The organism is Orlajensenia flava, assembly GCF_004801905.1.
GTDB classification, from domain to species: Bacteria; Actinomycetota; Actinomycetes; order Actinomycetales; family Microbacteriaceae; genus Orlajensenia; species Orlajensenia flava.
Map to the genome: position 1 here is coordinate 266594 of NZ_SSSN01000009.1, position 19197 is coordinate 285790.

Annotated in this window: 18 protein-coding genes, 1 tRNA gene and 1 pseudogene; 11 read left to right on the forward strand and 9 right to left on the reverse strand. The window is 67.9% G+C overall.

All coding sequences use genetic code 11. The features are described 5' to 3' along the window. Positions 1-7: 7 nt before the first annotated feature. Positions 8-286: pseudogene (locus E6C70_RS17330) on the forward strand (VOC family protein); the annotation flags it as partial. Between the two features lie 24 nt (positions 287-310). Further along, complete coding sequence (locus tag E6C70_RS17115) at positions 311-718, forward strand: VOC family protein (protein WP_235833452.1); 408 nt, start codon at positions 311-313, stop codon at positions 716-718. 251 nt (positions 719-969) lie between these two features. On the opposite strand, the gene E6C70_RS12995 is transcribed toward E6C70_RS17115, so the two are convergent. Beyond that, positions 970-1329 (reverse strand): VOC family protein, encoded by a 360-nt coding sequence (locus E6C70_RS12995; RefSeq protein WP_136424956.1) that lies wholly within the window; start codon positions 1327-1329, stop codon positions 970-972. A 112-nt stretch (positions 1330-1441) separates the two neighbouring features. On the opposite strand from E6C70_RS12995, the gene E6C70_RS13000 reads away from it, so the two are divergent. The 3 genes from E6C70_RS13000 to E6C70_RS13010 all read left to right on the forward strand — a co-directional run bounded on the left by E6C70_RS13000 (position 1442) and on the right by E6C70_RS13010 (position 3221). Beyond that, positions 1442-1951, forward strand: a complete 510-nt coding sequence (locus tag E6C70_RS13000; RefSeq protein ID WP_235833453.1) for a MarR family winged helix-turn-helix transcriptional regulator — start codon at positions 1442-1444, stop codon at positions 1949-1951. 119 nt (positions 1952-2070) lie between these two features. Next, complete coding sequence (locus tag E6C70_RS13005; RefSeq protein WP_235833454.1) at positions 2071-2490, forward strand: hypothetical protein; 420 nt, start codon at positions 2071-2073, stop codon at positions 2488-2490. Next, entirely contained in the window at positions 2487-3221 is a 735-nt protein-coding gene (locus E6C70_RS13010; protein WP_136424957.1) for a J domain-containing protein, read from the forward strand. Before E6C70_RS13005 ends, E6C70_RS13010 begins: the two co-directional genes overlap by 4 nt. Positions 3222-3227: 6 nt before the next feature. Here E6C70_RS13010 and E6C70_RS13015 read toward each other — a convergent pair whose 3' ends face one another. The 7 genes from E6C70_RS13015 to E6C70_RS13045 form a co-directional block, all read right to left on the reverse strand. Beyond that, entirely contained in the window at positions 3228-5879 is a 2652-nt protein-coding gene (locus tag E6C70_RS13015) for a phosphoenolpyruvate carboxylase (RefSeq protein ID WP_136424958.1), read from the reverse strand. 61 nt (positions 5880-5940) lie between these two features. Continuing rightward, entirely contained in the window at positions 5941-6564 is a 624-nt protein-coding gene (locus E6C70_RS13020; protein WP_136424959.1) for an SGNH/GDSL hydrolase family protein, read from the reverse strand. Continuing rightward, positions 6561-7643, reverse strand: coding sequence for a glycoside hydrolase family 130 protein (locus tag E6C70_RS13025; RefSeq protein WP_136424960.1), 1083 nt, complete (start codon positions 7641-7643; stop codon positions 6561-6563). Before E6C70_RS13025 ends, E6C70_RS13020 begins: the two co-directional genes overlap by 4 nt. Then, positions 7640-8728 (reverse strand): glycoside hydrolase family 130 protein, encoded by a 1089-nt coding sequence (locus tag E6C70_RS13030; RefSeq protein WP_136424961.1) that lies wholly within the window; start codon positions 8726-8728, stop codon positions 7640-7642. The genes E6C70_RS13025 and E6C70_RS13030 overlap by 4 nt, the downstream gene beginning before the upstream one ends. A gap of 38 nt (positions 8729-8766) precedes the next feature. After that, positions 8767-9663, reverse strand: coding sequence for a carbohydrate ABC transporter permease (locus E6C70_RS13035; RefSeq protein ID WP_136424962.1), 897 nt, complete (start codon positions 9661-9663; stop codon positions 8767-8769). Beyond that, a complete protein-coding gene (locus tag E6C70_RS13040; RefSeq protein WP_136424963.1) occupies positions 9660-10568 on the reverse strand; it encodes a carbohydrate ABC transporter permease in 909 nt (302 codons plus the stop codon). Before E6C70_RS13040 ends, E6C70_RS13035 begins: the two co-directional genes overlap by 4 nt. Before the next feature lie 61 nt (positions 10569-10629). Next, positions 10630-11955 (reverse strand): ABC transporter substrate-binding protein, encoded by a 1326-nt coding sequence (locus E6C70_RS13045; protein WP_136424964.1) that lies wholly within the window; start codon positions 11953-11955, stop codon positions 10630-10632. Positions 11956-12060: 105 nt separating this feature from the next. Here E6C70_RS13045 and E6C70_RS13050 point away from each other — a divergent pair, with 105 nt between their 5' ends. Both E6C70_RS13050 and E6C70_RS13055 read left to right on the forward strand, forming a co-directional pair. Further along, on the forward strand, positions 12061-13086 hold the full coding sequence (locus tag E6C70_RS13050; protein WP_136424965.1) for a LacI family DNA-binding transcriptional regulator: 1026 nt from the start codon (positions 12061-12063) through the stop codon (positions 13084-13086). A 73-nt stretch (positions 13087-13159) separates the two neighbouring features. Next, positions 13160-14179 (forward strand): NAD-dependent epimerase/dehydratase family protein, encoded by a 1020-nt coding sequence (locus tag E6C70_RS13055; RefSeq protein ID WP_136424966.1) that lies wholly within the window; start codon positions 13160-13162, stop codon positions 14177-14179. Positions 14180-14223: 44 nt separating this feature from the next. Here the strand turns inward: E6C70_RS13055 and E6C70_RS13060 are convergent. Beyond that, positions 14224-14310, reverse strand: a tRNA-Leu gene (locus tag E6C70_RS13060). A 240-nt stretch (positions 14311-14550) separates the two neighbouring features. Between E6C70_RS13060 and E6C70_RS13065 the strand changes: the two genes are divergently transcribed. The 4 genes from E6C70_RS13065 (at position 14551) to E6C70_RS13080 (ending at position 19197) form a co-directional block, all read left to right on the forward strand. Beyond that, positions 14551-15321 carry an HAD family hydrolase gene (locus E6C70_RS13065; RefSeq protein ID WP_268895965.1) on the forward strand — a complete coding sequence of 257 codons (771 nt, stop codon included), beginning with the start codon at positions 14551-14553 and terminating at the stop codon, positions 15319-15321. Further along, a complete protein-coding gene (locus tag E6C70_RS13070; RefSeq protein WP_235833455.1) occupies positions 15318-17831 on the forward strand; it encodes a glycoside hydrolase family 65 protein in 2514 nt (837 codons plus the stop codon). The genes E6C70_RS13065 and E6C70_RS13070 overlap by 4 nt, the downstream gene beginning before the upstream one ends. A gap of 71 nt (positions 17832-17902) precedes the next feature. Next, positions 17903-18649: an FHA domain-containing protein gene (locus tag E6C70_RS13075; protein ID WP_136424968.1), complete on the forward strand. Its 747-nt coding sequence runs from the start codon at positions 17903-17905 to the stop codon at positions 18647-18649. Continuing rightward, positions 18646-19197, forward strand: coding sequence for an FHA domain-containing protein FhaB/FipA (locus E6C70_RS13080; RefSeq protein ID WP_136424969.1), 552 nt, complete (start codon positions 18646-18648; stop codon positions 19195-19197). Before E6C70_RS13075 ends, E6C70_RS13080 begins: the two co-directional genes overlap by 4 nt.

A 19197-nucleotide genomic window follows, 5' to 3' on the forward strand; every position in this document is an offset into this window, starting at 1 on the left:
TCGGTGGATGGTCGTCGGGTTCGATTCTGTACTTTTCCGATCTCCGAATCCGGAGCGTGCCGCCGCGTTCTGGGGTGCGATTCTGGAACGGTCCCCGGTCGACCATGGCGGGGAATGGCAACTAGCGGGCTGCGATGGACAGATCGGACTGCGCTTCACCCACGGCGACGGCCACGGCGATGGAAAGAATCGACTCCACCTGCATCTGAGCGAGGCGCGACGCGCTCAGCAAGACACCATCGCCGCCTGCGAAGCGGTCGGTGGCTGGCTTCAGGGCAACGGTCACGTGCCGGCGAACAGCTTTGCCGTGATGGCCGATCCGGTTGCTGATGAGTTCTGCGTGATCGAAGACGGCAACGCTTACCTCTCGGGATGCGGACCCCTCGGTGAGGTCACGTGCGAAGGCACCGCCGCCGTCGGCCGATTCTGGAGCCGCGCGCTCGGCTGGCCGATGGTGTGGGAGGAGGGAGAGGAGACCGCCATCCAGTCACCGTCCGGCGGAACGAAGCTCGCCTGGAGCGGGGATGATGTCGATCCGGCACGAAACAACACCCGCCAACGCTTCATCCTCGCCGTTGATCGTGCCGAGCTCCGAGCAGAACTCGACCGCCTTTCAACCCTCGGAGCCACGGATGCCGTCAGCATCTCCTCAGGCATGCTCCTTCGCGATCCCGATGGAGTCGAGTTCGAGCTGCGCGTGCTGCCCGCCGATCGCTGACGATGCGCTGCGCTGCGTTGCGCTGCGCTGCGCTGCGCACACGATGATCGCGGTGTGCTGCGCCATTCAGGGGTGGGCGAGCATGAACCGCGTGAGTGCGGTTGCGACGCGCTCGGGTTTGCCGTCATTCCACGGGGCGTCGTGCCCTAGGCCGTCGAATTCGACGAGTTCGGAGTTTGGAAGCACTCTGCGGAGGTCGCGGATCGCTTGCCGGAGGAATGCGGGGTCTCCGTCCCCTCTGAATGATTCGCTCATCGAGTGGAGAGGCACACGAGGTGGCCGTCAACATCGCGGATGACGGCCATCGTCTCACCCCAGGGTCGCCACATGGGTTCATCGACGACGATCCCGCCCTCCGTCTTCCACGCTTCGACGATCGCACTGAGGTCGTCGACGGCGAAACCGACCGCCACGCTGGTATCGCTCGGGGTTGTCGAGCGTTCATGCAACATGACCTCCACGTTGTCTCGCGTCACGAGCCACGCGAATTCGCCGCGTCGATCGCGAAGCTCCAGGCCCAGCACGTCCCGGTAGAAGTGGATGGCCGGCTCCAAGACGCTGACAGAGACGATCAACCTGAGGACTGACGGATCGGGGTGTTGAGAAGGCATACGAGATCGTCACAGTTTTGACAGGTACCTGTCAAGCTGTAAGGCTGGGGGGTGGCGGGACGCCGTGACCTTCGTGAACCCGCCGTCGGTCGCAGACAGAGCGAATGAGGGGATGGACATGACGCACGAGCGAGATCCTGGGCAGGTTCTGACGGAGTTGATCAACGAAGTGTTCCGCGCCAATGGGGCGTTCTTAGCTGCCGGCAACCACCTCACATCGGCTGCGGGTCTGACCGCCGCGAAACTGCAGGTCCTCGGATTCATCAGACGGGGGCCTGTCACCGTCGCCTCTCTTGCCCGCTCCCGAGGGTTGAGCCGGCAGAGCGTTCAGGAGGCCGCGAATCGCCTCATCGCCGACGGACTTGTCGAGCGTGAAGAGAATCCCGACGATGGGCGTGCCCCTCTGCTTCGCATCACCGCTGAGGGATGGCGGGCCTTCCGCGCCACCGAACCCGCTCGGGATGCCTGGGCCAACCAGACGGCCCGGAGCGTGAACGTGGCGGACATCGAGACCACGATCACGGTCCTTCGAACCCTGCGCGACACCATTTCAGATGGACGACCTTCTCGTGGCCAAAGCGAAAGAACGATTGCGCGGCAAACCCCCACTGTCCGCCCCTAGAAAGTCGCTGCGAACAGCCGCCGCAGCCACCCCACCAGCTCCTCGCCGACGCGAGACGCGTCGCCGAGCGTTGACCAGTCGGTGCGGGGTGCCACGCCGATCCGGGGCAGGATGGACGCATGGATGCCTGTTCCCAGCTCGCCGAGACGGCGTCCGATCTCGCGCGAACGGCGGCATCGCCGCGACATTTCCTTATCGAGCTCGGCGAGCGCGTCGGCGGAGTGCGTCGGGGCGTGTTCTGGGCTACGGATGCCGCCAGCGGCGGAAGCAACCGTCTGCGTGGGCGGGGCTTCCGTCCCGTGGTCGACGACGACACCGATGGGCAGGCTCGTCACTTCGCAGGCATCGTGGCAGTGGCCGCCCGTCTCGGGCCCGGTCTCACCCGCTGGCTCTCCATCCACGTCGGCCGGGATGCCCCGGAGTCGGCCGACGGCCGCCTGACCGACCTCGCCGTCGGGTTCGTCGCGCGCATCCGCTCCGGCCAGTTGGAGCCGGCGGATGCGGCCGAGTGGATCCGCGGAAACCTCTGCGGCCGATGAGTCCCGATCAGGCCGCCGCTGTCCTCGGCGTCTCCCCCTCCGCGACGGACGCGCAGATCCGGGCCGCTTACCGAGCGCGCGCCCGAGCCGCGCATCCCGATCGCTTCGCGGATGGCACGGCCCGGCAGCGAGCCGAGGCATCGGAACGGTTCATCCTCGTCGGCCGAGCATATGAGGAACTCAGCCGACATCCGGCACGACGTGGGGCCGGCCCGACCGCTGCACCCGCGACCCCGATGCCGCGACCCGCAGATTCGACTCCGGCCCCTGAGGCTAACGACGGCGCCGTGTTCGGCTCGGGCATCCCCCGGCCCGCATCTGTGCTCTCAGCTCGCACGCGATCGTTCTGGCGCTGGACTGCCATCATCGTCGCGGCGCTGCTCGCGCTGCTGTTCTCCAGTAACTCGGTGGGCCTCTCCCCGGGCAACTTCGGCGTCTCCATCGAGTCGCCCTGGTACCTGCCCCTGATGATCGCGGCCGAGTTGCTGTGCCTGCTCGCCTGCGTTGCCTGCGCCGTGTTCGCGGCGACCGGGCGCCTTCTCGTCGCTGCGGCACTGCTCTCGGGCCTCGTGCTGCTGGGCTTCTTCGTCGCGAGCCTGCTGCTCGCGCCGTTCACGGTGAGCAGTCTGTTCTTCGCGGCGTTCGGGACGGCCCTCACGGCGAGCCCGTTCGTGGCCCTGCTGCTGATGGGACGTGCCCAGCGCGATCGGGTGGCGCTCGGCAGGGGCTGACGCGGATCAGCCCGTGTTCTGGATGCCGGCCGCGACACCGTTGACGGTGAACAGGAGAAGGCGCTTGGCCTCATCCGTTCCGTCGGAATCGTCACCGCTACGCACACGCCGGAGGGCCCGCAGCTGCAGCAGCGAGAGCGCATCCACGTAGGGACTGCGCAGCCGTACCGCCCGCTGAAGCACCGGCCGTCCCTCGAGCAACTCGGAATGGCCACTCGCGCGGAGCACCCACTCGGCGGTGAGCGCCATCTCGTCGAGCACGAGCGCCGCGAGTTCGTCCCGATCACCGAGGGCGAGATACCTCTCGGCGAGCCGTCTGTCGGCCTTGGCGAGGCTCATCTCGACGTTGTCGATCATGGAGCGGAACAGCGGCCAGCCCTCATACGCTCTCCTCAGCGCATCCTCATCTCCGACGGATGCCAGCGCCGTGCCGAGTCCGAACCATGCCGTCAGGTTGATGCGCGCCTGAGCCCAGGAGAACACCCACGGAATCGCGCGCAGGTCGTCGAGCGACTCGACCGACAGGCCGCGACGGGCCGGCCGCGAGCCGAGCGCCAACAGCCCGATCTCCTCCATCGGCGTGACCCGGGCGAACCAGGGTGCGAAGCCGTCTGCCTTCACGAGCTCGAAGAACCGCGTGCGGGATGCGCTGTCGAGCGCGGTGGCGAGGTCGCGGAACTCCTCGGCGGCTGCCCGGTTGGCCTCCTCGTTGGAGGGAGCGGATGCCAACAGCGTCGCGGAGGCCATCTGCTCGATGTGGCGCTCGGCGATCGCCTGGTCGCCGTAGTGGGCGAAGATCACCTCGCCCTGCTCGGTGAGCTTGAAACGTCCGTCGACGGATCCCGGCGGCTGCGACAGCACGGCCTCGTTGGCCGGCCCTCCGCCGCGGCCGAGCGCTCCCCCGCGGCCGTGGAAGAGCGTGAGCACGATGTCGTTGCGCGCGGCCCAGTCGGCGATGCGAGCCTGGGCGGCGTCGAGGGCGAGCGTGGCAGCGACCGGACCGACATCCTTCGACGAGTCGGAGTAGCCGAGCATCACCTCGACCCTGCGGCCGGTCGCTTCCAGTCGGGCCTGCACGGGCGGCAGTGCGAGCATGCCGTCGAGGATGTCGGTCGAGGCTTGGAGGTCGGCGAAGGTCTCGAACAGCGGGATGACGTCGAGCGTCGGAGCATCCGTGCCGAGCGCGGCGTCGGCGAGCGCGTAGACGTTGCCGAGATCCTCGGCGCTCTGCGTGAACGAGACGATGTAGCGGCGCGAGGCGTCGACCCCGAACCGATCCTGCAGGCCCTTGATGGACCGGAAGACGGCGAGCACCTCATCCGTCATCTCCGCACGGTCACCGCCGGCACGGATCTCCGCCAGCGCCGTTCGATGCACCTGCGAGTGCTGCCGCACCTCCAGTTCGGCGAGGTGGAACCCGAACGTCTGCACCTGCCAGATCAGCGATTGCAGTGCGCCGTATGCACTGCGGCGAGCGCCACCCGCGGCGAGCGAGGCCTGGATGACGCGCAGTTCGTCGAGCAGTTCCTCGGGTGCGGCGTAGGCGAAGTCGCTGCCCGTGCGTGTCGCCGCGATGCGGGCGGCGATGACCAGCAGCACCCGGCGGTGCGGTTCGTTCGGAGCGCGGGTGCCGATCTGCGATGTCACCGTCTCGGCGAGCTCGGTCTGTCGCGTCCACAGCGCATCGAGGTCGGCGGATGGCCGCGCCTCGGAGGAGTCCAACGTCAGCGAACGGCCGATGCGCGTCGCCGCACGTTCGAGGCCCAGCAGAACGTGCTCCGAGGCGATGCGAGCCGCCTCGGTCGTGATGTCCGCGGTGACGAACGGGTTGCCGTCGCGGTCGCCGCCGATCCAGGTGCCCAGTCGCAGGAACGCGGGAGCCTCGGCGGGCGCGCGGCCGGCGGCATCCTCAAGGAGCGAGTCGTCGAGCATGCGGTAGACGCGCGGAACCACCTCGAACAGCGTCTGGTCGAAGATCGCCATCGCCGTCCGCACCTCGTCGAGGGGCGTCGGACGGGTGGTGCGGATGGGCGACGTGCGCCACAGGGTGTCGATCTCCTCGAGCATACGCCGCTGCAACTCGACGGCCGCCGCACTCCCCGCGAGCACGGCGTCGTGACGTTGGAGCAGGTCGGAGATGCGGCGGATGGCCGAGGCCACCGCCCGCCGGCGAGCCTCGGTGGGGTGCGCTGTAAGTACGGGATGGAATCGCAGCGCACTCAGTCGCTCGGCGGTCTCCTCCACCCCGACCTCTTCGATCAGTCGGGCCAGAGCGCCCGGCAGGGTGTCGCTCGCCGCATCCGTCCGCGCCGAGTCGCGCGAACGCAGCACGCGCACGCGATGGTGCTCCTCGGCGAGATTGACGAGGTGGAAGTACACCGTGAAGGCCCGAGCCACCTGCTCGGCGCGATCGGCGGTGAACGCATCGACGAGTTCGGCGGCCGTGTCGATCGAGACGCTTCCATCACCCTCGTAGGCGCCGATGGCGAGCCCCCGCAGACGCTCGACATCACCCAGCAGCTCGGCGCCGCCCGCCTCGCTGAGCACCCGGCCGAGCAGGTTGCCCAGCAGGCTCACGTCGTTGCGTAGGGCCTCGTCGACGCCGCCCCTCACGAGTTCGCGATCGGGCTCGTCCAGGCGGTCGGAGATGTTGGTCACGCGTCGAGCGTACGACCTCCCCGTTTACGACCGTGTTTCGTGACGCCTCGATATGGCTCCGCTACTCGACCAGCAGATCGGATGCCGTTCGCCACCACTCATCGGCGATCATCCGGTGGCCGCGCGCAGACGGATGCACGCCATCCGGCACGATCTGTTCGACACCCTCGCGGGCCGCGGCGGCGGTGAACAGGTCGTCGAGGGGAACGAGCCGTGCGGAGTACTCCTCGGCGAGGGATCGGGTCACAGCGATCTTCTCCTCGAGGTCGTCATCCCGCCACGCACGCTGATCGTCGGTGAGCGGTACGAAGAAGGGTTCCATCAGCACGAGCCTGCTCACCCCTGCTGCGACGGTCGCGTCGAGGACGGCCGCGTAGCCCTCCCGGAACGCGGTCGCTGTCGTGGGGTCGTCGCTGTCGTAGCGCCGCCACATGTCGTTGACGCCCACGAGCACGGTCACGACGTCGGGCCGCGCGGCGAGCACGTCATCCGCCCATCGTCGACGCAGGTCGGCCACGCGGTCGCCACCGACGCCGGCGTTGATCACCTCGACCGAGGCGGCGGCCGGGTCCTCGGCGATCAGGCGGACATATCCGTCACCCCATCCGTCGGGATCCTCGCGGCGTCCGGCATCGGTGATGCTGTCGCCGCCGAACAGCACTCTGGGTCGTACGGACGGGCTCATGGTTTCTCTCCTCGAATGCTCTTCGGACGGATGTCGGTTGGCAGCTGGCGCCCGTAGAACTGCAGTGATCGCTCCCCCACCGGCGAGTCCCACCCCTGGGCGAACGTGTCCCGACCCCGCCAGTCGATGATCCCGCCCCAGGCAAGCGTTCCCCCGGTCGTGAGGGCGATCGGATGGAACGGGTCGCCCACCTCGTACAGCGCCTGCCCGGCGGACCACACGCCGCCGCGATCGTAGAAGAAGTCGAGCACGAGGCGATCGTCCCGCACGAACGCCGTCGCAACCTCGTGCACCCGGCCGCGGCCGAGGTCCAGATAGGGCTGCGGACTGAACGTCCACGATCGGAGGTCGTCGGACCGCCCGACGTGCGGCACGCCGTCGCACCCCTCGGAAAGGAACATCAGGTACTCGCCGCCCACCGTCACTGCGTTGCCGGAAGCGTCGCGGGGTATGACGGCGCCCTTGGCCCACAGCCGGCTGGTGCCGTGGTCGATCACCGGGCCGAGCTTGGACCAGGTGCGCAGGTCATCGGAGACGGCGACGTTGATGTCGCAGCCGATCGAATCGACAGGATACCCGGGCGCCGGATATCGCGAGCGGTCGGCATCCGTCACGGCGAAGATGCCGTTGTAGAACAGGAACCAGCGACCGTCGGCGCGATAGATCTTGGGATCCTCCACGCCGAGCGTCTCGTTGTCGAGCGACGGCGAGACGACCGGGTTGGCCGCATCGTCGACCCAGCCGTCCCGCTCGGTGAAGACGGCGTGGCCGATGCGAGAGGCCAGCGACTCCTTCTTCGGCGACGCACGATAGAAGAGGTGCAGCTCGTCATCCCGCGCGATGAGGGTGGGATTGAAGATCGACTCGCTCGTCCATCCGATGGCCGCCGGGTCGTGCCACTGACGCTCGGGCGTGAAGTCGAGGCCGCTCAGGCGCTCGAACGGACCGATGGCCCAATCCGTGTCGGGCGGAAACTGCCCGAGGAAGGTCGACTGCGAGAGCGCGGCGGTCGCCGGATTGCGCCTGAGGCGCGCTTCGGCGAGCGCCAGCGACTCCTCGTGCCGGGAGAACGGCCTCACCCCTCCCCTCCGCCGATGCGGGTGAGGCGTGCCACCCCGATCTTGTGGTCGGCCATGCCGTAGAACACGAAGTCGACTCCGTCAATGCGCTCGATGGCGGTCGGGAAGACGACGTTCGCGACGATGCCGTCGGTCTCCTCGGGCGTCTCGGGCTCGAGCAGCGGGCGCTCGAACCGCTCCAACACGCGGGATGGGTCGCTCGCGTCGAGGATCATCGCCCCGGCGCAGTAGCGCACATGGCGCTGGGGAACGAACGCTCCCCCCTCCAGATGGCCGGACACCCCGTGGTGCATCAGCAGCCATCCCTCCGGCACGCGGAGCGGCGGCGGCCCGGCGCCGATCTTGAGCGCCTCCCAGTCGAACAGCGGCGTCGCGACGATGCGATGCCCGCCGAGCCGCACCAGCCGCGAGATGTCGGCCATCACCTCGGCGACGGGAACGTAGGAGATCCAGATGCTCGGTCGCGCGTCATCGACCCCGTCCGGAACCGCGACGGTGTCGTCGGGTCGGACGAAGCTGAGGTCCCACATCGGCCGGTGCAGCACAGCGAAGCTCGGCTCGCCATCCGGCCCCGGAACCGCCTCGGGGAAGAACACGACGTCCTTGTTCGGATAGATGTTGAGGTCGACGCCCTGCTCGTCGTCGTAGTCGAACTGCAGTGGGCCGAGCCGAGTCCAGCTCTCCAGGTGGCGCGACACCGCGAGCGCCGGGCGCGGTCCCGTCGGTCCGAAGGCGACGTAGGTCATCACGTGCAGATCGAGCTCCTCGATGCGGGTGATGCGGGGATCCTCCGTTCCCCCGTGTCCGCTGCCCCGCTCCCACGTGCGCTCGGGCTGCAGCGCGATGCCGAGGCGCTCGACATCCGTCGGCACACCGCCCTCGACGATCACGCGTGCGTCGCCGATGCGGGAGAAGTTGCCGACGCCGACGAGCCGCGGGAACAGACGGATGGAGCCATCCGGTTCGCGAGCGGTCGCCGGGTTGATCACGCCCTCCGCCTCATCCGCCCTCCCGGATGCCGGCGACATCAGGATGCCGACGCGTTCGAGGCGGTACGAGGTCGCTGTCGAGGAATCGGGCCTCATTGTCGATGGGTCCTTTCAGGGAGGAGCGGCACGGTCGATCAGCCCTTGACGCTTCCGACGACGCCGCCGACCAGGTAACGCTGCAGGAACAGGTAGGCGGCCACGAGCGGCGCTGCGACGATCATGGTAGCCGCGGCGAGCAGACCCCAGTCGTTCGTGTAGGTCCCCTGGAAGGCGTAGAGGCCGAGCGAGATCGGCGACTTCGCCGGGTCGGGCAGGAGGATCGTCGCCAGGATGATGTCGTTCCACACGCCAATCGCCTGGAGGATGAACACCGTGGCGATGGCCGGCTTCGCCATCGGGATGACGAACGTGATCAGGTAGCGCCAATATCCGCTCCCGTCCACGGCGGCCGCCTCGTCGAGCTCCCGGGGGAGCGACTTGACGTAGCCGGCGATGAGGAGCGGGCCCACCCCGACCCCCGCGGCCATGATGAGGATGTAGCCCAACTGCGTGTTGTACAGGCCCATCCGCAGCAGGAGCTGGAACTGAGTGATGAGGGCGTTGGGCAGAAACAGCATCACCACGAACAGCGCGTTCCACAGCCGCGGCCAGCGCAGATAGCCGCGACTGACCGGAAAGCCCATCAGCACGGCGATCGCGGTTCCGAGTCCGGCCGCACAGATCGTGTACAGCACGCTGTTGAGGATGTATGCGCCGAAGTTGCCCTGCACCCACGCCTGCCCGAAGTTCGCCCACTGCGGCGACGTGACCAGCCCCACAGGATTCGCGAAGAAGTCGGCGTTCGACTTGAGCGCGGTGTTGAGCAGGAACAGGAGCGGGAACAGGTAGCAGAACACCACGATCACCACGAGCGCGTAGTTCACGATGCGCCCGGGTCGGATCAGCCGCCGACGACGGGCATCCAGGGCGGTCCGAGCCGCGACCGGTGCATCCCTCTCGGCGGGTCGCGGGGTCGACGTCGTGGCGGTCACAGTCGGGCCTCCCGTCGGCGCAGGTAGATCAGCACGAGCAATGACGCAACGCTCACGATGATGAACTGGATGACCGAGATCGTCGCCGCGTAGCCCTGCGACTGCCCGAGTCCACTCGTGCTGCTTCCTCCGAAGGCCTGCGAGAAGATCGCCAGCGAGAGCAGCTGGGTGGCCGGGTTGTTCGGCCCCGTCAGCACGTAGGCGAGCTGATAGCTCTGCAGCGACCCGACGATCGCGAGGAGCACGTTCGCGGTGATGGATGGCGCGAGCAGTGGCACGGTGACGAGTCTGAGCCGCTGGCCGCCGCTGGCCCCGTCGATGTCGGCCGCCTCGTAGAGCTCCTCCGGTATGGCCTGCAGTCCGGCGAGGTAGATGACGACAGCGACACCGAGTCCGGCCCAGATCTGGACGAAGATGACCAGGCCGAGGGCGAGGTTGGGATCGCCGAAGAAGGCCGAGTCCGCACCGAACCACGACCACACCGTCGCAGCGGGTCCAGCGGACGGGTTGAAGAACAGCGACCAGATCAGGCCGATGACGGTCACGCCCAGGATCGTCGGGAGGAAGACCACCGCCCTGGCGAACGTCTTGCCGCGCAGCTTCTGGTTGAGCAGCACCGCGATGGCGAGCCCGAGCGCGTTGATCGCGACCGTCGAGACGACCGCATAGATGAGCGTGTTCTTGAGGGCGTTCACGTTGTAGCCGATGCGGGCGGCGGAGAAGAACCGCTCGTAGTTGTCGAGGCCGACCCAGTTGACCGGGATGCCGGGAAGACCGCGGATGTCGGTGAACGAGATGAGGAAGACCGCTACGGCCGGCACGATCGCGAAGACGACCAGGACGACGAGCCCGAAGCCGAACGTGATGCGCAGCGGAGACCGGGCTCCGAAGGGATAGGTGCTCATGGCGTGTCCCGTGAGGACGCTCGCGCGGGGGCGGACGGGAGGTCCGCCCCCGCGAGCGTTCTCAGAGTCCGGCCTTCCACGCGGACTGCGCCTCTGCTGCGGCGTCGGCCGCGGACTTGCCGCCGAGCGGGGAGATGGCGGGGTAGTTGAACGGGAAGACGGCGGCCTGGCCGGCATCCGGGTTGGCGCGCCAGACGGTGTCCCACGCCGGTGAGAAGGTCGACGTGTACTTCTCGATGCCCTTGAGGAACTCGCTGGCCGGGATGTTCGGCTCGGCCGGTGCGAAGCCCGTCGTCTGGATGAACTTCGTGTAGACGTCGGGCTGCGAGAAGAAGCTCAGGTAGGCCAGCGCGGCGGTCTTGTTGTGACCGTTGGCCGCCGCGACCATCCGCAGTTCGACCTTGCCGCCCAGGTACTGGTTGTCCGCTGCCGTGTCACTGACCGGAAGCGGGAAGTAGCCGTAGTCGAATGCGCCCTTGACCGCGGAGTCGATCGTGGTCTGGTTCCAGGTGCCGTCGACCGTCATCGCGAACTGGCCGCTGGCGAACCCGGAGGGGATGGCGTCGTAGCCGACCCCGGCGAAGTTCTTCTGCGCCACGTCGTACAACGAGGAGACCCGCTTCATCACCTCGAGCTGCTTGCCGTCCGCGAGGTCGGCCTTGCCCTTCCACAGGTCCTCGGCGAGTTTCGTCTTGTCATCGGCGGTCGGATACAGTCCCTGCACCGCCGCGATCATGTCGAGACCTGCCGGCCAGCTGTCCTTTCCTCCGATGCCGAGCGGTGTCACGCCCGCGCCCTGAAGGGTGCTCATCACCTTCTCGAACTCCGACCACGTGGTCGGCACCGACAGCCCGTTGTCGTCGAAGATCTTCTTGTTGTAGAACACGCCGGTGTAGTAGCTGAGGCCGGTCGGAACCGTGTAGTCCTTGCCCTTGTACTTGAGCTGGTCGATCACCGACGGCGTGAAGTTCTTCAGGAAGTCCTGGCCCGTCAGGTCGACGAACAGGCCTGCCTCGGCGGCAGCGGTGTCGTCGTCGACGGCGCCGTTCTTGACGTAGCTGGGCATCTCGCGTGGCGCAGCGAGGGTCACGTCGACGTTTCCTGCCGTGAGTCGTGAGGAGCGACTGGCCGGGAAGTTGTCGTTGGGAACCGCACTGAACTCCACCTTCACGTCGGGGTACTTCTTCATGAACGCGGTGTTGACCTCCTTGAAGGCCTTGTCGGATGCGGTGGCGCTCGAGACCAGGATCTCGAGCTTGCCGGTGACGGCGCCCGTGTCCGATGGTGTCGATCCGCTCGTGCATCCGCTCAGGAGCGCGAGGGCCGCAGCCGCTCCGATCGCTCCGACGATGCCCCTCTTACGGGCACCTGACAACCTCTTCGCCATGGTTCACTCCCTTGTGATGACCCGAACCGAAACGTTTCTGTTCTTTCGCCGAATATAGCCATGAAGCTTCGGTTCCGCAAGGGTTCGGGGCGGTAGTGTGCCTTCATGCCCACCCCGCGCGAACGCGTCACCATCATCGACGTCGCACGCGAAGCCGGTGTCGCGATCAGTTCCGCGTCCACTGCCCTGAATGGGCAGCCCGGCGTCTCGGAATCGACGCGCGATCGGGTGCGATCAGTCGCGAGCGCGCTCGGCTACGTTCCCTCTGCGCGCGGCAGGGCGCTGTCGGCGAAGCGCGCGTACTCGGTAGGACTCGTCGTCGAGCGCGACTTCGACATCCTCGAGTCCGATCCGTTCTTCGGCGCGTTCATCGGAGGCATCGAGGAGTACATCGCGCCGCGCGGCTACGTCCTCGCCCTGCAGATCACGCAGGACAGCACCCTCACCGTCGACCGCCACCTCGCCCTGGCGCGAAGTCGGCGCGTCGACGGGGTGTTCCTCAACGAGATCAAGGCGGACGATGCTCGCGTGGCGGAGCTCGCCGAGCTGGGTTTTCCGGCGGTCGGCATCAACCCCGCCGTCGGCGACTTCCCGTTCCCGGCCGTGCGTCAGAGTGGCACCGAGGCCATCCACGAGCTCGTGCGCACCTTGGCCGAACTCGACCATCGCCGTATCGCGCACGTCAGCGGTCCGCCGCACTACGTGCACTCGCTCGAGCGCATCTCCGCGTGGAGGGAGGCGATGGAGGCCGTGGGACTGCAGGCGGAGGACACCGTCAACGGTGGCTTCACCTCCGACGGCGGCAGACGCGCGGCCGACGTGCTCATGACCGGCGAGCGCCGACCCACCGCGGTCTTCTGCGCGAACGACCTCTCCGCGATCGGCTTCATGAACCGCGCCATCGAACTCGGCTTCCGCGTGCCCGAAGACGTCTCCGTCGCCGGATTCGACGGCATCAACTTCGGCGAGCACGTGCGACCGACCCTCAGCACCGTCCGCACGGCGCCCCGTCATCTGGGTCGCGAGGCCGCCCGCCTCCTCCTCTCCGCTATCGACGGCGACGAGGCAGCGGACAGCACCATCGCACCAGCGCGTCTCGTGCTGCGCGACTCCGTGGCACGCCTGCGCTGATCGGCCGCCGTCAACCCCGCGGATACGCCCACTCCCCTCGACTAGCGTGCATCAGGAACGCGAGGGGCCATCCATGCGCATCGTCATCGTCGGAGCAACCGGCAACATCGGCACCGCCATCCTGCGTCGCCTGAGCGCTGGCGACCCATCCGCTGACCTCGTCGGCATCAGCAGGCACCGACCCGACCAGACGGTCGAGCCGTATCGCGACGTGGAGTGGCACCAGCTCGACATCTCGGCGACGGATGCCGTGCAGCGGCTCACCGAGGCGATCGCCGGAGCCGACGCCGTCGTGCACCTGGCCTGGCTCCTCCAGCCCAACCATCGTGAGCACGTGCTGTGGGCGACGAATGTCGTCGGCACGCGCAACGTCCTGACCGCCGTGGCCGCCGCAGGCGTTCCTCATCTCGTCGTCGCGTCCTCCGTCGGCGCCTACAGTCGTGGCCCCAAGCACCATCGTGTCGACGAGAGCTGGCCGACCGGCGGAGTCCACACCTCTCACTACGCCCGGCAGAAGGCCGTGGTGGAACGTCAGCTCGATGCGTTCGAGACAGCCCATCCGGGCGTCGTGGTGAGCCGCGTCCGCCCCGGCCTCGTCTTCCAGCGCAGCGCGGCGCACGAGATCGTCGACCTGTTCATCGGACCACTCGTCCCGACGCGCTGGCTCGGCCAGGTTCGCCTCCCGATCCTCACCGTCCCGGCTCAGGTCATCTCGCAGGCCGTCCACGCCGACGACCTCGCCGACGCGTTCGCGCGCATCCTCGAGCGACGGGCCGGTGGCGCATTCAACATCGCGGATGAGCCGGTCCTCGACCCCGCCGCTCTGGGCCGCGTCCTCGGCGCGCGCGTCGTGCTGCCGATCCGTCGAACGGTCGTTCGCGCCCTCATGTGGGCGACATGGAAGCTGCGTCTCCAGCGCGCCGACCCGGGTTGGCTCGACATCGCGACCAACGTCCCCGTCATGTCGACCGAACGGGCGCGCGTGCTGCTGGGTTGGGAGCCGCAGCACACCTCGACCGCCGCCCTGCGAGAACTCCTCGACGGCATCGCCGACGATGCCCGCGCTCCGGCGTCACCACGTTTGTCGCGATGAGCGTTGCCTCAGCGATGGCAGAGGGTCGGAGGCCCTCCGACGTGTGGTGCGCGAGGGGGGACTTGAACCCCCACACCCTTGCGAGTACTGGCACCTGAAGCCAGCGCGTCTGCCAATTCCGCCACTCGCGCATCCTGTCGGCCGCCCGGCGAACCGGGCAGACCAACTCAGCGAGATTAGCACTTCACCCCCGCATAAGCCATTCGAGGCGACGGATGCCGGAGCCCGCCCGTGCGCCCGTCACCCTATATAAGAGGCGCGCGCATCCGACACCCCGTCGCCAACGCCTTCCGCGCGGGTATAGCGTTTTCTCCAGCACCGCCGGGCCGCCGTTGGCCCATTTCTCGCCCCAGACGAGATGGAGGCCCAGCGTGAGCCACGAGAAGACGACGACCCGGTCGCGAGTCCCCGAGACGATCCGCGCATTCCTGTTCGACCTCGACGGAGTGTTGACCCCCACGGCCGTCTCGCACATGCATGCCTGGTCGCGGCTGTTCACCCCTTTCCTCGTTGAACGAGGCGCGGCGCCGTACGTCGAGGCGGACTACTTCGCCCACATCGACGGCAAGCCGCGTTACGAGGGGGTGCGCGACCTGCTCGCTTCCCGCGGCATCGAGCTGCCCTACGGCTCGCCCGCCGATGCGCCGGGCGACGACACCGTCTGCGCGCTCGGCAACCGCAAGAACTCCGTCTTCACCGCCACCATCGCCGAGGAGGGTGTCGCGCCCTACCCGCGCTCGTTCGCCCTGGTCGAGGAGGCGCAGCGACTCGGATACGCGATGGCCGTCGTCTCGAGCAGCAAGAACGCACCGGAAGTACTTCGGGCAGCGAGCCTCGACGGCTTCTTCGAGGTGGTCGTCGACGGCAACGTCGCAGCCGCCCACGGCATCCCCGGCAAGCCAGCACCCGACACCTACACCTACGGGGCCGAGCTGCTCGGTATTGCCTCGGATGCCTGCGTCGTCGTCGAGGACGCCGAGTCGGGCGTGCGCGCCGGAGCGGCCGGCGATTTCGGCCTCGTCCTCGGCGTCGATCGGGGCGTTGGCCGTGCGACACTCGAACGCGAAGGAGCGGACATCGTCGTCGACGAGCTCGACGAGATCATCCCCGACCTGCACGACATCAGAGAGGACCGCCCGTGAGGCTGCCCGAGGACTACTCCTACGACTACACGCGCTACCCGGTCGACGACTGGGCGCTCGTCGAGACGTCGTTCAGTCCCGACAACATGGGCCAGACCGAGACCATCTTCTCGGTCGGCAACGGCTACCTCGGCATGCGCGGCAACATCGAGGAAGGCCGCGACGGCCACCAGCACGGCACCTTCGTCAACGGATTCCACGAGACCTGGCCCATCCGTCACGCCGAGGAGGCCTTCGGGTTCGCGCGGGTCGGGCAGACCATCGTCAACGCCCCCGACGCCAAGATCGTGCGGCTCTACGTCGACGACGAACCGCTGGTCATCACCGAGGCCGACCTGCTGAGCTACGAGCGCCGCCTCGACTTCCGCACCGGCATCCTCGAACGCGACCTCGAGTGGCGCACTCCCGCCGGCAAGCGGGTCGCCATCCGTTCTCAGCGCATGACGAGCTTCACCGACCGCCACATCGCGGTCATCACGTACGAGGTCACCCTCCTCGACGCCGACGCCAACGTCACCCTCTCCAGCCAGATCCTCAACCGCCAGGACGGTCGCGACGAGTACCGCGCCAACGTCGACGCCCCCATCGAGGGATTCGATCCGCGCAAGGCCGACACGTTCGTCGAGCGCGTGCTGCAGCCCCGCATCAAGCGCGAGCGCGACGGCCGCATCATGCTCGGCTACCGCTGCACGAATTCGGCGATGACCATCGCGGTGGCGGCCGACCACCACATCGAGTCGGCCGACGGATACTCCACCTCGGTCTCGCTCGACGACGACCTGGCCAAGATGGCGTACCGCATCCACGCGAAGCAGGGCAACACCATCCGTCTCACGAAGGTGATCAGCTACCACACGGCCCGCACTCTGCCGGTGCGCGAGCTCGCCGACCGGTGCGACCGCTCGCTCGACTCGGCGCGCGAGTACGGTGTCGACGCCATCCTCGACGACCAGAGCAGCTGGCTCGAGAGCTACTGGAACCGTGTCGACGTGCAGGTGAAGGGCCGGTCGGCGCTGCAGCAGGCCATCCGTTGGAACCTCTTCCAGCTGGCGCAGGCCACGGCGCGAACGGATGGAGGCGGCGTCGCCGCCAAGGGCGTCACGGGCACCGGGTACGGCGGCCACTACTTCTGGGACGGCGAGATCTACGTCATGCCCTTCCTCAGCTACACCTCGCCCGTCGTGGCGCGCAACGTGCTGCGGTTCCGGCAGAAGATGCTCGACGCGGCCCGCCTGCGCGCCCAGGAGCTCAACGTGCGCGGCGCGCTGTTCCCGTGGCGCACCATCAACGGCCTCGAGTCCAGCGCCTACTACGCGGCCAGCACCGCGCAGTACCACATCGACGCCGACATCTCCTTCGCCGTCTGCCAGTACGTCTCGGCGACCGGAGACACCGACTTCCTCGACCGCGGAGCCATCGACATTCTCGTCGAGACCGCGCGCATGTGGGCCGACCTCGGCTTCTGGCGCGGCAGCAAGCGCGACGAGGTGTTCCACATCCACGGCGTCACCGGGCCCGACGAGTACACCACCGTGGTCAACGACAACCTGTACACGAACGTCATGGCGCGAGCCAACCTCGGCGCCGCGGCGACGGCCGTCCAGAACATCCGGGTTGCCGATCCCGACGCCTACGAGGCCCTGGTCCGGCGCCTCGGCGTCAGCAACGACGAGGTCGAGGAGTGGTCGCGCGCTGCTCACGCGATGCACATCCCCTACGACGACAACCTGGGCATCCACCCGCAGGATGAGGCGTTCCTGCAGAAGGAGATCTGGGACATCGAGGAGACGCCCGACGGCAACTTCCCGCTCCTGCTGCACTACCACCCGCTCGTCATCTACCGCTTCCAGGTGCTCAAGCAGGCGGATGTCGTGCTCGCGCTGTTCCTGCAGGGCAACGAGTTCACGTCGGAGCAGAAACGTGCCGACTTCGACTACTACGACCCGCTGACCACCGGCGACTCGACCCTCTCGGCCGTTGTGCAGTCGATCATCGCCGCCGAGGTCGGATACGGCGAGCTCGCCATGAAGTACTTCCGTGCTGCGCTCCTCGTCGACCTGTTCGACCTGCACAAGAACGCGTCGGACGGCGTTCACGTCGCATCGACGGGCGGCGTCTGGGCCGCGCTCGTCAACGGCTTCGGCGGATTCCGCGATCACCGCGGGCTGTTCTCGTTCGACCCGCGCCTCCCGGCCACGTGGGAGGGACTCACCTACAAGCTCACGCTGCGGGGAACCCGGATTCGGGTCGACCTCGTCGCCGAGTCCGTCACCTTCACCGTCGAGGAGGGCCACGAGGCCGAACTCAGCGTGCGAGGGCAGGTGGTGCACGTGCGCGAGGGCAGCCCGATCACCGTGCCGCTCACGCATCAGGGAGCCCGCCTGGTCGGGGGTCCGACGATGGACGACGTCCGCGGCCAGCGTCGATCCGACGGCACGCTCCTGACCGCCTCCATCCCCGCGATCGCGCTGGAGTACGAGGTGGCGGAGGCGCCGGGACCCGGTGATTGAGTCTCCCCTGACAGGCATTTCCCACCTCTCCGACTAACATTCAAGAGTCAAAGAACCGGATCGGGAGACCTGTGGGGATACTGGACAACTTCGAGAAGGGTCTCGAGCGCGCTGTCAACGGCGCCTTCGCGAAGACCTTTCGGTCGGGGCTGCAGCCGGTCGAGATCACGGCGGCCCTGCGACGCGAGCTCGACACCAAGGCGGCTGTCGTGTCGCGCGACCGCGTGCTCGTGCCGAACACCTTCACGGTGCGCATGAGCGCCGACGATTACACGCGCATGAAGGCGCTCGGCCCGACGCTCATCGACGAACTCGTCGACCTCGTACAGAAGCATGCGGCGAGCCAGCACTTCCAGTTCGCCGGCGGCATCAGCATCTCGCTGGCCTCCGATCCCTCCCTCTCGCTCGGCATGGTGCAGGTCGACTCCCGCAACGTCAAGGGCGAGGTCGCGTGGACCCCCGTCCTCGAGATCGCGGGCAAGCGGTATCCGTTGCTCAAGGCCCGCACCGTCATCGGCCGCGGCAGCGACGCCGACATCACCATCGACGACTCCGGAACCAGCCGCAAGCACATCGAGGTCTCCTGGGACGGCCGTCGAGCCCAGGTGCGCGACCTCGGCTCCACCAACGGTTCTCAGCTGAACGGCAGTGCCGTCAAGCAGGCCGTCCTCGAACCCGACTCTGTCATCACCATCGGCCGCACTCGCATCGTGTTCCGCGTCCTCGCCCAGGCGACTCCGCCGGCACGCGCGGCCGAGCGGGTGGACGATGCCACCATGCGTCACGACATGGGCGGATTCTGGGGGCCCGCCTCGTGAGTGAACTCACCCTGCTCGTGCTGCGGCTCGGGTTCCTGGCGCTGCTGTGGGCTTTCGTGTTCGCCGTCGTCTACGCCCTGCGCACCGACCTGTTCGGCCAGCGGGTGCGCAAGGTGGTCGCCACCCCTCCCGGCGGCATCCCCGTCTCACCAGCTCCGCCCGTTGCGGCAGCGACGGCAGCACCGACCGGACCCGTCACGGCGGCCCGCCCATCCGTCGCCCCGTCCTCCGGCAAGGGCGAATTGGCGACCTCGGAGAACGCACGCGCGATCGTGGTGACCTCCGGCGCCAAGGCGGGAGCCGAGTTCCCGCTCGGTCGCGACGAGATCACCATCGGGCGCTCGTCCGACTCGGCCATCGTCATCCGCGACGACTACACGTCGACCCACCACGCCCGGCTCATGCTCTGGAACAACGGGTGGATGCTGCAGGACCTCGACTCGACCAACGGCACCTTCCTCGACGGCCACCGCGTCACCGTCCCCACGCCGGTCGCCCTCGGCTCCAGCGTCAAGGTGGGCGCCACGACCTTCGAACTGCGGCGGTAG

Excerpts from the sequence above, each read along its gene's own strand:
- E6C70_RS13055 (WP_136424966.1), top strand. The coding sequence starts at position 13,160 with ATGCGCATCGTCATCGTCGGAGCAACCGGCAACATCGGCACCGCCATC.
- E6C70_RS13020 (WP_136424959.1), bottom strand. The coding sequence starts at position 6,564 with ATGAGCCCGTCCGTACGACCCAGAGTGCTGTTCGGCGGCGACAGCATC.
- E6C70_RS13000 (WP_235833453.1), top strand. The coding sequence starts at position 1,442 with ATGGACATGACGCACGAGCGAGATCCTGGGCAGGTTCTGACGGAGTTG.
- E6C70_RS13040 (WP_136424963.1), bottom strand. The coding sequence starts at position 10,568 with ATGAGCACCTATCCCTTCGGAGCCCGGTCTCCGCTGCGCATCACGTTC.
- E6C70_RS13050 (WP_136424965.1), top strand. The coding sequence starts at position 12,061 with ATGCCCACCCCGCGCGAACGCGTCACCATCATCGACGTCGCACGCGAA.
- E6C70_RS13030 (WP_136424961.1), bottom strand. The coding sequence starts at position 8,728 with ATGAGGCCCGATTCCTCGACAGCGACCTCGTACCGCCTCGAACGCGTC.
- E6C70_RS12995 (WP_136424956.1), bottom strand. The coding sequence starts at position 1,329 with ATGCCTTCTCAACACCCCGATCCGTCAGTCCTCAGGTTGATCGTCTCT.
- E6C70_RS13005 (WP_235833454.1), top strand. The coding sequence starts at position 2,071 with ATGGATGCCTGTTCCCAGCTCGCCGAGACGGCGTCCGATCTCGCGCGA.
- E6C70_RS13010 (WP_136424957.1), top strand. The coding sequence starts at position 2,487 with ATGAGTCCCGATCAGGCCGCCGCTGTCCTCGGCGTCTCCCCCTCCGCG.
- E6C70_RS13045 (WP_136424964.1), bottom strand. The coding sequence starts at position 11,955 with ATGGCGAAGAGGTTGTCAGGTGCCCGTAAGAGGGGCATCGTCGGAGCG.
- E6C70_RS17115 (WP_235833452.1), top strand. The coding sequence starts at position 311 with ATGGCCGATCCGGTTGCTGATGAGTTCTGCGTGATCGAAGACGGCAAC.